This window comes from Acetobacteroides hydrogenigenes (genome assembly GCF_004340205.1).
In the GTDB taxonomy this organism is placed as follows: Bacteria; Bacteroidota; Bacteroidia; order Bacteroidales; family ZOR0009; genus Acetobacteroides; species Acetobacteroides hydrogenigenes.
Map to the genome: position 1 here is coordinate 292500 of NZ_SLWB01000002.1, position 12293 is coordinate 304792.

At 50.2% G+C, this 12293-nt stretch carries 9 protein-coding genes; 8 read left to right on the forward strand and 1 reads right to left on the reverse strand.

Features of this window, described 5'->3' with window-relative positions; genetic code table 11:
• Positions 1–316: 316 nt before the first annotated feature.
• The gene (locus CLV25_RS04000) at positions 317–1642 is read right to left on the reverse strand and encodes an MFS transporter (protein WP_131838348.1); all 1326 of its coding nucleotides are present in this window, start codon (positions 1640–1642) and stop codon (positions 317–319) included.
• A gap of 295 nt (positions 1643–1937) precedes the next feature.
• Here CLV25_RS04000 and CLV25_RS04005 point away from each other — a divergent pair, with 295 nt between their 5' ends.
• From CLV25_RS04005 to bioC, 8 genes are all read left to right on the forward strand, one after another.
• Positions 1938–4346, forward strand: coding sequence for a DUF5916 domain-containing protein (locus CLV25_RS04005; RefSeq protein WP_131838349.1), 2409 nt, complete (start codon positions 1938–1940; stop codon positions 4344–4346).
• Between the two features lie 516 nt (positions 4347–4862).
• On the forward strand, positions 4863–5777 hold the full coding sequence (locus CLV25_RS04010) for a PepSY-like domain-containing protein (RefSeq protein WP_131838350.1): 915 nt from the start codon (positions 4863–4865) through the stop codon (positions 5775–5777).
• A gap of 252 nt (positions 5778–6029) precedes the next feature.
• Positions 6030–6443 carry a hypothetical protein gene (locus CLV25_RS04015; protein WP_131838351.1) on the forward strand — a complete coding sequence of 138 codons (414 nt, stop codon included), beginning with the start codon at positions 6030–6032 and terminating at the stop codon, positions 6441–6443.
• Positions 6440–7420: a biotin synthase BioB gene (bioB, locus tag CLV25_RS04020; protein WP_317129307.1), complete on the forward strand. Its 981-nt coding sequence runs from the start codon at positions 6440–6442 to the stop codon at positions 7418–7420. The genes CLV25_RS04015 and bioB overlap by 4 nt, the downstream gene beginning before the upstream one ends.
• 278 nt (positions 7421–7698) lie before the next feature.
• Entirely contained in the window at positions 7699–8988 is a 1290-nt protein-coding gene (gene bioA / locus CLV25_RS04025) for an adenosylmethionine--8-amino-7-oxononanoate transaminase (RefSeq protein ID WP_131838352.1), read from the forward strand.
• Positions 8989–9188: 200 nt separating this feature from the next.
• Positions 9189–10352 (forward strand): aminotransferase class I/II-fold pyridoxal phosphate-dependent enzyme, encoded by a 1164-nt coding sequence (locus CLV25_RS04030; protein WP_131838353.1) that lies wholly within the window; start codon positions 9189–9191, stop codon positions 10350–10352.
• Positions 10334–10987 carry a DUF452 family protein gene (locus CLV25_RS04035; RefSeq protein ID WP_131838354.1) on the forward strand — a complete coding sequence of 218 codons (654 nt, stop codon included), beginning with the start codon at positions 10334–10336 and terminating at the stop codon, positions 10985–10987. Before CLV25_RS04030 ends, CLV25_RS04035 begins: the two co-directional genes overlap by 19 nt.
• 330 nt (positions 10988–11317) lie before the next feature.
• The gene (gene bioC / locus CLV25_RS04040; protein ID WP_131838355.1) at positions 11318–12088 is read left to right on the forward strand and encodes a malonyl-ACP O-methyltransferase BioC; all 771 of its coding nucleotides are present in this window, start codon (positions 11318–11320) and stop codon (positions 12086–12088) included.
• The last annotated feature ends 205 nt before the right edge of the window (positions 12089–12293 follow it).

Genomic DNA, 12293 nt, shown 5'->3' on the forward strand with positions numbered 1-12293 from the left:
TTTGTTTCGTTCATTAGTTCATTAATATTTGTCATTGGAGTTAAAATATTTTCGGTGTTAAATATAGCAAAACATTACAAACACAAACCTTCTGGTGGAATTTTGTTGAATTCATTAAGCGCCAAACGGGTGGCTGCTGCTAGATTTTTCTATTTGTTAATATAGTTCCTGTTGAGTGCAATAGCGTGATAGGTGCTGGTAGAAGAAAAGAACAGGCTACGTAGCCTACCGCGGGTTACCTATTAGATTGCAATTAGGAGATCGCTACTTGGCAAAATCGAAGTTGTAGATTTAGGTAGCGGTTAGCAGAGTTACTTTATGCGACGCTTTTATTGGGCTTTGTCCTGCCAACCAAAAGCAGGAAGGATACCAGCCCCAGCACAAAGAAGATGGCGATGGAGAGTACCGAGTAGCGCATGCTGCCCGTAATTGCCTCGATGATGCCGAACATAAAGGTGCCCAAAACGGTTGCCATCTTCTCCAGCACATCGTAGAAGCTGAAGAAGGAGGTATGGTCGGTGGTTTCGGGCAGCATCTTCGAGTAGGTGGACCGCGCCAGCGACTGCGTACCACCCATCACCAGCCCGATTACAACGGCAGCAACGATAAAGCCGCCGGCACCCTTAATGGCAAAGGCGTAGATGCAAATGGCAATCCATACTACCAGCGATACCAGCAGCGCCTGCAGGTTTCCGTATCTCTCCGATAGGCGGGCAAACGACCACGCTCCGGCAATACCCACCAGCTGAATTACCAGAATGGTGCCTATTAGCACATCCTCCTTTACCCCCAGCTGCTTTTCGCCGTAGCTGGCGGCCATAAACATGGTGGTTAGTAGGCCCATCATGGTAAAGAAGAAGCCGATAAGGAATACGGTAAGCCGGTACGATTTTATCACCTTCTTGAAGGTATGTTGGAGCTCGCGATAGCCGTTTAGAAGCACTCTTTCCTTTCGCTTGCGCTTCCTTAGCGTGTACTTTGGTAGAGCCTCGAAGGTAATCTGCGAGAATCCCAGCCACCACAGGAATACGGTGACAAATGATATCTGAGCCGGAAGCGGGGAGCCATTCGCTATTCCGAATAGTCCCGGCTGCATGATCATAAAAAGGTTGAACAGCAGCAGCACAACTCCGCCTAGGTACCCCAGCGAGTACCCTCGTGCGCTGATGCGATCCTGCATATCCTCGCTGGCAATTACCGGAAGAAACGAGTTGTAGAACACAATGCTGCCGCCGTAGCCAATCGTTCCTAAGGTGAACGCTATAGTCCCCAGCTCGATGGTGTTCTTGTTGAAGAAGAAAAGCGCCCCGCACGATACCGATCCGATGAGGGTAAAGGCTTTCATAAAGGCCCTTCGTCTGCCCGTATAGTCGGCAAACGAGGAGAGTAGCGGCGATAGTACTGCCACTAAAAGGTAGGCAACGGCGATAGACCACGAGTATAGAACGGTATTTACAATCTCGTATCCAAAGAACGAAACCGTGTAGCTGCCATTGGTGTGCGTTACCGAGTTGAAGTATATGGGGAAGATGGTGGATGCTATGGTAAGCTGGTACACCGAGTTGGCCCAATCGTACATAACCCAACCTCGAACCACCTTCGGGTCGTTTCTCACTATGGGTATGGCTGCGTTTCGGTTCATGGTAAATGGGTTGCGTTTTGTTGCTTACCGTAGTACAAAGATACTCCTAATCCAGAACGAAGATGTACGCACACCTTCCAGAATTAGTATTCACCGTAAAGATTATCCTTTTGCCTTATTCTAACAACCTGTTTCGGCTGACGAACGATGGCAAAGCCACTATTAGTAGCATTGGAATAGGGGTTGATTGTGTTTGCCGAGGTATTTCTATCGTATGAATAAGCCTAAAAAATAGACGATAAAGCTGCAATACATTTGGTTCGGATAGAACATACGACCTAATTAACTCGACCAAATGAAAGCTTCGTTTTTAATTCGGCTTATAGCCTTTTCGGTAGCGCCATTGCTATCGCTCAATGCCAGTGCTCAGCAAGAACGTAGAGCTGCCGAGATTGTCTTTACGGATACTAAGCCGAAAATAGATGGCGATTTAGCCGATTCGGTTTGGGCCAAGGCCAAGCCGCTAACCTCCTACACCCAGTATTCGCCCAATAGGCTTGAGCCTGCCAAGCTTAAAACGGAGGTTCGACTTTTGTACGATAAATCGTCTATTTACGTTTATGGACGAATGGAGGATACCGCTGCATGTAAAATAGCTAAGCAGCTGGGACCTCGCGACTCGTTCGACGATCCCAATTGCGATCTGTTCTCCATCGGGTTTAGCCCGTATAACGATGGTACTACTTCGTACTACTTTCTGGTTTCGGCAGCAGGGGTGCAGTCCGACCAAAAGGTAACGGGAACTACCTACGACCGTTCGTGGAATGCGGTTTGGTATAGCGCCGTTAAGTTGCACGATTGGGGCTGGTCGGTAGAGCTGGAGATTCCACTTACCCAGCTGCGCTTCTCGGCTAAGAATGGCGTTTGGGGCTTTAACCACTGGCGCCTAATCAAGCGCAACAGCGAGTGGGATACCTACAATCCGGTTGATATTTCCATAGAGGGGATTAATAATCAGGAGGCCAATTTGGTTGGGCTAGACCAAATTAAAATGCCCTTCCGTCTTTCGCTAACACCCTACGTTTCTTATGCTACCGAGCGTAGCAATCGTGGCACAAGCAACACCTTTAAGGGTGGGCTCGATCTACGCTACGGCATTTCGGACAGCTTTACCCTCGATATGATGGTGATTCCCGATTTTAGCCAGGTTCGTTCGGACGATGTTCAGCTTAACCTTACCACCGTAGAGCAGCGCTTTAACGAAAATCGCCAATTCTTTAACGAGGGCTCGGAGCTCTTCTCGCGTGGAGGAATATTCTACTCCCGTCGTATAGGCAGCAACCCTCTGTACGGTTTTAAAGCCTACCAAAACCTTAAGGTAAACGAGGAGGTTAAGGAGATGCCTTCATCAACCAACATCATCAATGCAACTAAAATTTCGGGTAGAACCAAGGATGGCCTAGGTATTGGGTTTATGAATGCGCTTACCGCCGACGCTTACGCCAAAATTCGAAATGCTGAAACCGGAGAGACGCGCGAGGTAAACGTGCAGCCGCTTACCAACTACAACGTAAGCGTTGTTGATATCCCCTTTAGGAACAGCTCGTACCTATCGGTGATTAACGGCAATGTGCTGCTGCCAACCAGCCGTTTTACGGCCAATACATCGGCTGCCGATTTCTACTTTGCCAATAAGTCGCAGTCGTACGCGCTACGCGGATCGGTGCAGTATGCCCTTCAGGCCGACTCGGGCAGCGTTTCCAACGACGGCTTTGCCTACCAGGTTAGCGCGCTCAAAACCTCGGGTAAGCTGCGATTGGAGCTTTCGAATACGCTCTATCAGGATACCTACAACCCTTCGTATCTGGGCTACCTCGATCAGAACAACCGCATTATCAACTTTGGGAGGGTGGAATATATCTCCTACGATCGAAGTAAGCACACCAAGTTTCGTAGGCTCTCGTTCTTCTTTACCAACGAGCTGCTGTACAAGCCTACCCGTTACTCGCGCAACGAGTTTACCATTTCGGGCGGGATGACCTTCCACAACGAGTTCCACTTCGATCTGGAAACATCGGTAACGCCAGGGGTAAAGTACGACTACTTCGAGCCTCGTCAGCTAGGTTACAAGTATGCAGAACCGCGTGCCATATGGGCAGGCTTCAACTTCAACACCGACACCCGAAAACGGCTGTCGATTAGCCGAATGCTTATTGGCTATTGGATTGCAGAAAAATACAACAAGAGCGCATTCTACCTACAGATGAATCCAAGCGTGCGGTTTAACGATAGGTTGGCTACCACCATTGGCTTCTTTGGCATTTTCAACGAAAACGCCATAGGCTATGCCGAAAACGATGCAACATCCGGTGTGCCCGTATTCGGAAGGCGCGATATAAAGAACTACGAGCAGTCGGCTGAGCTGAACTATATTTTGTCGAAGAACGCATTTGCCAACATCCGCGCCCGCTACAACTGGACAAGCGTGCACTATAAGCAGTTCTACCATCTTAAGAATGATGGTTGGGTAGAAGGAGTTGCCTTTTTGCAGAACAGGGATATTAACTACACGGCTGCTAGCCTCGAGGCTAGCTTTGCTTGGACTTTTGCTCCCGGTAGCCAGCTCTCGCTGCTGTACCGCAAGAGCTTCGATGACTATCGAATGATGGAACCTATTTCCTACTCCGATAATATCCGAAGAATGGGAGATATGCCGCAGCGCGATCTGATATCGGCTAGGCTTATATACTACTGGGGGTATTAGAAAAGATAGCTTTGAAAAAGTCAACTATGTTGTTGTTTCCTTGTTTAGTTGAGTAAGCATATACATTATGTTTCGTATGTAATTGGAATATGCTTTATTCAGCTGCAAAGGAAGGGATACTGTGAAGGATTCCTTCCTTTAACCGTTTATGGAGGTGACGAAACAAAATTTTACGGCGATGTCGTTTGCTAGGCTACTTGTAAGCGGTATTGATGACAAAGCATCGTAGTACTTAGTGCAATAAAATTAGGAGTAGTACCAGAAACCTATGCTGTTGCAGCATAGGCTTTGCAACGTAAGGGAGGGTGCTGGGCTTTAGGTTGAATGCTGTTCTTCGAAATGCCAATTGCTTAAGCCACATTCCTTCCACGAAGTGGGAATAAATTCCCCATTTGTTAAAAGAACACTTGTCACGATTCCTTTTAGAGGGTACTCGCTTAGCGTTTTAGGGTTTGGCACGCTATTGGAGGATTAGTAGTGCATCGTTGTAATTGTAAATTTTTTTAAATCGAAGCTATGAGAGGAAAGGCGATTCTTGTGTGGGCTGCACTTATAGCAGCATTGTTGTTAGCATCGTGCAGTAAAAATGATGATGTTACTTCGAACGAAAATGAAGTTTCGGAGACAGCCGTTAAAGCTGCTTTCACTTCGCAATTCCCAACAGCTGCTAACGTAAGCTGGGGAGAGGTTGATGGTTTCAAGGTAGCTTCCTTTACCCTAAAGTCTACAACAAAGAGCACTACCAGTGGTACCCATAAGTGCTCTGCTTGGTATAAGGGTAACGGTAAGTGGGAAATGACTGAAATAGAGTACAGCTCCGATCAGCTGCCCGACACCATACGCAAGGCGTATACGGCAACTGAGTATGGTGATGGCTCGTGGACAATCGTAAAGATCGTAAAGCTTAAAAAGGCGGATGGCACCGAGCGGTTTAAGTTCGAACTTTCGAAGACGGGTAAGAACAACGTGTTCCTATACTTTGATGCAACCGGCAAGCTGCTAAAGGTAAAGGAAAAGAACCGCAACTACCCCGATTGCAACAACTACCCCAACGTGCTACCCGATACGCTTAAAGCGGTAATCCTAAAGATGTACCCTTCGGCTGAGATTTCAGAGGTAATGCAAGGCCCATGGGGCTACTGGGTAGAGGTTAAGGATGGAGCCAATATCCACAACCTGTTCTTCAATAGAAAGTACGAGCTGATGATGACCATGAGCCAGCTTGGCTTCGAAGGGCTACCTCAGGCTGTTCAGGAGGCCGTTAAGGCGAGCAACTACGCAACATGGACGGTTGTGAGCGTGCGCGGATTCTCGATGTCGGGAATGCAAACCGTGTACATGCTTATGCTGAAGAACGATCAGGATTATAAGATGTTATTGTACACTGCTGATGGTAAGTTTTTTAATGGATACAGCAATTTTGGATACTAACAAGATCTGTAACCCTTAAAGCTAGGAGCCAATGCGTAGAGCATTGGCTCTTTTGTTTTGGGGCATACCTTAGCGCCTATTTTGCAGTACGCTCCAACGGAGTTCCGTTAGGCAGATCGTGCTGCTGGAATTATTTTGCCGGGCTGCTCATGGTATCAACAGCTGTTTTTAGCTCGTAAAGAGGCATACGGCTGCCCAAAAACATACTTTTTGTGTGTTAGCGTGTTAGCGCGGCAGCTATATTTGTCCCCGATGAATAGAATCCGTCAAGCATACCGTCCTACCCTTTGGTTTAAGCGCTGGTCGCGCCGTGCCGATGCTGCATTTATGAGCCTCGGTAAGGTGGTGCACATCGGCTGCCTAAAGGTGGACATCTGCCGCATGGCCATGCTCAAGAACGGAACTGCAGGGCTAGAGCGTATGCTGCTGCTCATCATCGGTGGTAGCGAGGAGGAGTTCGATCCGGATATTGCCGAAGGCGATTGCGGACAGATGCTCGTACCATCCATCATCACACTACAAGTTCAACCAAAAGCGATACCTGCTGCGGCATCTGCTGCTTTAGGTGGTCGTATACCATATTCTGATCCCACATCGAAAGGAGTTAAACCCCTTTTGGTGTGGGATTTTTCTTTTTTGAATCATTTTAAAAGTACGATACTATGATGACTTCGCAGGATGCCCTTGCGCTAAAGGAGCGCATTTTGAATGGCTACCAGATTACCAAGGATGAGGCTTTGGAGCTTGTTAGGATTGAGGATAAGGAGGTGCTGTACCAGATGGCCGACGATATCCGTCGCCACTTCCTGAAGAACGACTTCGAGATGTGCTCTATCATTAACGCGCGCTCGGGCAAGTGCTCGGAGGACTGCAAGTGGTGCTCGCAGTCGGCCCACCACAACACCAACGTTGAGGTTTACCCGCTCATCGCATCGCCGGTTGCAGTAGCTATGGCACGCGATAACGCCAAGCAGGGCGTGGCCAAGTTCTCGCTGGTAACCAGCGGTCGCACCCTTTCGCAAACCGATGTGGATAAGTCGTGCGGCATCTACAACGATATCCGTAAGGAGGTGGACATCCACCTTTGCGCCTCTATGGGATTACTCACTAAGGCACAGCTGCAGCAGCTGGCCGATGCCGGGGTAGAGCACTACCACTGCAACCTCGAAACGGCGCCATCGTTCTTCCCAACGCTCTGCACCACGCACACCACCGAGGAGAAGCTGCAAACCATCCAGTGGGCTAAGGAGGCCGGACTGGGCATCTGTTCGGGCGGTATCATTGGCATGGGCGAGAGCGAGGAGCAGCGTGTGGAGTTTGCCCTTACGCTTCGCGAGATTGATGCGCAGTCGATCCCTATCAACATCCTAAACCCAATAGAGGGAACCCCGCTAGCGGGTAAAACCCAAAAGCTTACCGAGGAGGAGATCCTTACCACCTTCGCCATCTTCCGCGTTATCAACCCTAAGGCTAAGATCCGCTTTGCTGCCGGGCGTCAGGAGATAGCCCATGTTATGGACAAGGCCCTCCGCTGCGGCATGAGCGCTGCCCTGGTTGGCGACCTGCTCACCACCCTTGGCTCCAGCGTTGCCGAAGACGTTGAGATGCTGGAGAAGAATGGGTATAAGATAGTGAGGAGTTAGAGGGAGTGGAGCGAAGCGACATCCCGCCAAAGCGGGATTAAACGGAAGAGGGTTTGAATGGTAAAGGAGTTGAATATTGGCAGTGTATTTATTCGAAGCGACTCCCCTCCTTCTTAAGGAGGGATGCCCGAAGGGCGGGGAGGTTACTCAATCAAACCACCCCCGGCTGCGCCGACCCCTCCTTGGAAAGGAGGGGAATCGCTTCGATCTCGCCTTACTTCTAACTTTTAGCCTCTTTTCTAACATCTAACTACTAACATCTAAAGTCTAGTAAAAAAATGACCACACAAGAGCTACTAGCATACGACAGGGAGCACATTTGGCATCCCTACACATCGATGATCAACCCGCTTCCGGTGTACCCAGTGAAGCGAGCCAACGGGGTAATCCTTGAATTGGAGGATGGACGTCAGCTCGTAGACGGTATGTCGAGCTGGTGGGCGGCTATACATGGCTACAACCACCCGCACATCAACGCAGCAATTGAAAGGCAGCTTAAGGAAATGTCGCACGTGATGTTTGGCGGCATTACCCATCGTCCGGCGGTAGAGCTGGCAAAGAAGCTCATTACCATAACGCCCGAAGGGCTGGAGCGCGTCTTCTTCTGCGATTCGGGTTCAGTAGCCGTTGAGGTGGCCATTAAGATGGCGCTTCAGTACCAGAACGCTAGGGGTAAGCACGAAAAGAACCAGCTGCTCACCATCCGCTCGGGCTACCACGGCGATACATGGCATACGATGAGCGTGTGCGATCCCGAAGGTGGAATGCACACCATCTGGAACGGACGTCTACCCATTCACCACTTTGTTGATGCACCTAAGGTTCTCTTTGGTGAGGAATGGAAGCCATCCGACTTGGATCAGATGCGCCAAACCCTGGAGCTGCATCACCAGCGAATAGGTGCCATTATCCTAGAGCCAATCGTTCAAGGGGCAGGCGGAATGCGCTTCTACTCGCCCGAATACCTTAAGGGGGTGAAGAGCCTCTGCGAGGAGTTCGACGTGCTGCTAATTGCCGACGAGATTGCCACAGGCTTTGGTCGTAGCGGAAAGCTGTTTGCCTGCGAGTGGGCCGACATCACCCCCGATATTATGTGCCTGGGTAAGGCTATCACCGGAGGCTACATGAGCTTTGCGGCAACGCTGGCTACAGTTGAGGTTGCTGAAACCATATCTAAGGGGAACCCGAGCGTATTTATGCACGGACCAACCTTTATGGGCAATCCGCTAGCCTGCGCCGCAGCCAACGCTTCGCTGGAATTGGTTCTGGAGCATTCGCCGCTACCAAAGGTTGCCGCAATTGAGGCGCAGCTGAAAAGGGAGCTGGCTCCCGCCCGTGAATTCGATAGCGTTGCCGATGTGCGCGTGCTTGGCGCAATCGGCGTTATCGAAATGAAGGAGCCAGTTGTAATGGCTGACATTCAGCGACGCTTTGTGGAGGAGGGCATCTGGGTTCGTCCGTTTGGTAAGCTGGTGTACGTTATGCCGCCATTTGTTATTTCGGAGGATGAGCTGAGTAGGCTAACCTCGGGGCTGGTTAAGGTGGTTGGGGAATGCAGAAGTGAGTAGGGAGAAGGGAATAGGGAGAAGGGAACTGACAAATGCTTAATCAAGGCTCTTAATCCCCTCCTTTGGAGGGGTAGGGGTGGGTTAAGGACGTTCCAATTCTTGATGTCTTCATTTATTTGAAAAGTAAAACCCACCCCCTGCCCCCTCCAAAGGAGGGGATAACGTAGAAGAAACAATCGAGGTACTGATAAGAAACTAGAATGACCGACTACAACAACATACTATCCCAGCTCGAGCAATCGGGTAACCTGCGCCAGCTGCGCAACACGCGTAGCGAGGGCAAGTACATCTACCACGAAGGGAAGCGCTACCTGAACCTCTCGTCGAACGACTACCTTGGCGTGGCGTGCGATGGTGAGCTACAGCGCGAGTTCTTAGCAGCTCTTGCTGATGCCACAGAATTCCTCTTTGGCTCTACCTCGTCGCGACTGCTTACGGGCAACGCCCCATCGTACACCGAGCTGGAGCAGAAGCTGGCAAACCTCTTCGGACGCGAGGCGGCGCTGGTGTTCAACAGCGGCTACCATGCCAACATCGGTGTGCTGCCAGCGCTAACCGCTAAGGGCGATCTGATACTTGCCGATAAGCTGGTTCACGCCAGCATTATCGACGGCTTGCGCCTCTGCGAGGCCAAGTGGGAGCGCTACCGCCACAACGACCTGGAGCATCTCGAACGGCTCATCATCAAGAATAGAGACGACTACAACCGCATAATCATCGTAACCGAGTCGGTTTTCAGCATGGATGGCGATATAGCCGATCTGTCAGCCCTGTGCGACCTTAAGGAGAAGTACGGCGCAACGCTGTACGTCGACGAGGCGCATTCCTTTGGTGCTGTTGGGCAACATGGCCTTGGACTATGCGAGGAAACCAACACCACCCAGCGCATCGACCTTATCGTGGGAACCTTTGGGAAAGCTATAGCATCGCAGGGGGCATACCTAATTGCCAACCGCGAGGTGGTGAGCTACCTCATCAACACCATGCGTCCGTTGATCTTTACCACAGCGCTACCACCCGTAAACCTGCATTGGACCAGCTTTGTTATAGATGCGCTCGCTGAAATGGAAAATGATAGAGTTAAGCTGGTTGCTTTGGGTAACCTGCTACGCTCGGAGCTCGAAAGGGTGGGCGTGGAGACCCGCGGCTGCTCGCACATCGTGCCCGTTGTGGCTGGCGAGAATCAGGAGGCGATACGTTTGGCGGAGCTGATGCAGCAGAACGGCTTCTGGGCGCTGCCCATCCGCTACCCCACCGTACCCAAGGGCGAGGCGCGAATCCGCATATCGCTCAATCCGCAGATAACCGAAGATGAAGTGGCCGAAATCGTAAAAGTAGCTGAGCAATGGAAGCAAAATGGGTAGTCAAGAATAATAGACGATCGCTTATCCTCTTCTTCTGTGGATGGGGTTTCGACGAGCGCTGCATAAAGCATATCAGCAACCAGTCGCACGACGTTGTGGCTATTTACGACTACCGATCGCTCGATTTTGATGCATCCGTTACCAATGGATATGATGAAGTTGTGTTGGTTGCCTGGTCGTTTGGCGTTTGGGCTGCGGGTTGGCTGATGGAGCAGGGTTTGCTAAAGGCCAACAGCGCCTATGCCATCAACGGAACGCTGAACCCGGTAAGCGACTCGGAAGGGATTCCACCTGCCATTTTTGAGGGAACGGTAGGCAACCTTACCGAAGCCACCATGAAGAAGTTCATGATGCGCATCTGCGGTGGCGCCCGAGGCTACGCCGAGCTGTCGGAGCTAATGCCCCAGCGCTGCTTCGAGGAGCAAAAGGAGGAGCTAATCCTGCTGGGCGAATACTTCCAAAAGAGGCCATTTTCAAATCAAGATATTTGGTCGTTGGCCCTTATCTCCGCCGATGATTTGATCTTCCCATTTCAAAACATGAAAAACCATTGGGGGGATAAGGCCACTACCATTGCAGGTGCTCACCTCTGCTTCGGGAAGGTGGAGTCGTGGGAGGAGATAATTAGTGAGTAGTGAAGAATAGAGAAACGCATAATCAAGGCGCTGTTATCCCCTATCAAGGAGGAGATAACGCCGAAGCGTCTAGCGGCAGGTGTGCCTAGGGGTGGCGTTGGTGCTTGCATCTGCAGATTCAAGACCTCCAAATGCATTTTTGATGCTTGCATCTGCAGATGCAAGGGCAAAAAAATCGTTTTTGGTGCCTGAATCTGCAGATTCAAGGGCAAAAAATTGATTTTCGGTGCTTGAATCTGCAGATGCAAGGGGTAAAAAAAGATTTTTAGGGGTTGAATCTACAGATTCAAGCCTCTAGGCGGAACCGCTAACCGGTATAATGAAGAAATAATGAATAAAGAAGCAGTAAAGCAAGGTTTTTCGGGGTGCTACGGCACCTATGCTACCGAGGCGGTGGTGCAGCAGTCTATTGCCCAACGCTTAGCCGCGCTACTCGATGCCCATATAGATAGAATCCCCAACCAAGCCGTTGAGGTGGGCTGCGGGTCGGGATTTCTTACCCAGAAGGTGCTGGAGCGTTTCCCAAATGCTGCTTGGCTGCTTAACGATATTGCCCCATCGTCAAAAGGCTATGTAGCCGATGTGGCACAACAATGCAATGCCGTAGATGCTACCTTCGAGTTGGGCGATGCTGAGGCTATGGAGCTGCCAAACGGTATCGACCTCTTTGTCTCCTCCTCGGCGGTACAGTGGTTTGCCGATCTCGAGGGCTTCTTGAAGAGGCTTTCGGAGTCAATGAACGATGGAGGCGCCATTGCCATAAGCACTTTTGGTCCGCAAAACCTTGAGGAAGTTCGTACGCTTACCGGAAGCGGGTTGTCGTATCTTTCGTTTAAGGAGTTTATGTATGCAGTTAACCGCCATTTCGATATCGTAGAGTGTACCGAAGAGCTATCCGCCATTTACTTCGACGAGCCGGTTGAGGTGCTGCGCCACATCAAGCAAACGGGCGTAAACGGAGCCTTTCGCCAGTGCTGGACCAAGGGCAAGCTGGCGCGATTTGCTGAGGCGTACAAGATGTTTCGCACCCTTAAGGGCTACTCGCTAACCTACCATCCGATGTATGTGGTGGCACGAAAGAAGAAGTTAAGCAGGAGTTAATCGGAAGTTATACTGAAGTTAAACGGAATGAAGAAGTCAGAGAAGTTTAAGAATAGAGGTAAGATGAAGTTTAGGATAGGACCTACTTTTTAAAATAAAAGAATCTGTGTCCTCGTATGTTTGCATGCCCAAAAAAGAGAGGACCAATTGTACTCTGAGAGTTGTATTTTCGGAAGACGATTGGAGAAGGATAGAGAGCAACTGT

Coding starts and splice junctions, on each gene's coding strand:
- CLV25_RS04030 (WP_131838353.1), top strand. CDS start 9,189: ATGACCGACTACAACAACATACTATCCCAGCTCGAGCAATCGGGTAAC.
- bioB (WP_317129307.1), top strand. CDS start 6,440: ATGATGACTTCGCAGGATGCCCTTGCGCTAAAGGAGCGCATTTTGAAT.
- CLV25_RS04010 (WP_131838350.1), top strand. CDS start 4,863: ATGAGAGGAAAGGCGATTCTTGTGTGGGCTGCACTTATAGCAGCATTG.
- CLV25_RS04035 (WP_131838354.1), top strand. CDS start 10,334: ATGGAAGCAAAATGGGTAGTCAAGAATAATAGACGATCGCTTATCCTC.
- bioC (WP_131838355.1), top strand. CDS start 11,318: ATGAATAAAGAAGCAGTAAAGCAAGGTTTTTCGGGGTGCTACGGCACC.
- CLV25_RS04015 (WP_131838351.1), top strand. CDS start 6,030: ATGAATAGAATCCGTCAAGCATACCGTCCTACCCTTTGGTTTAAGCGC.
- bioA (WP_131838352.1), top strand. CDS start 7,699: ATGACCACACAAGAGCTACTAGCATACGACAGGGAGCACATTTGGCAT.
- CLV25_RS04000 (WP_131838348.1), bottom strand. CDS start 1,642: ATGAACCGAAACGCAGCCATACCCATAGTGAGAAACGACCCGAAGGTG.
- CLV25_RS04005 (WP_131838349.1), top strand. CDS start 1,938: ATGAAAGCTTCGTTTTTAATTCGGCTTATAGCCTTTTCGGTAGCGCCA.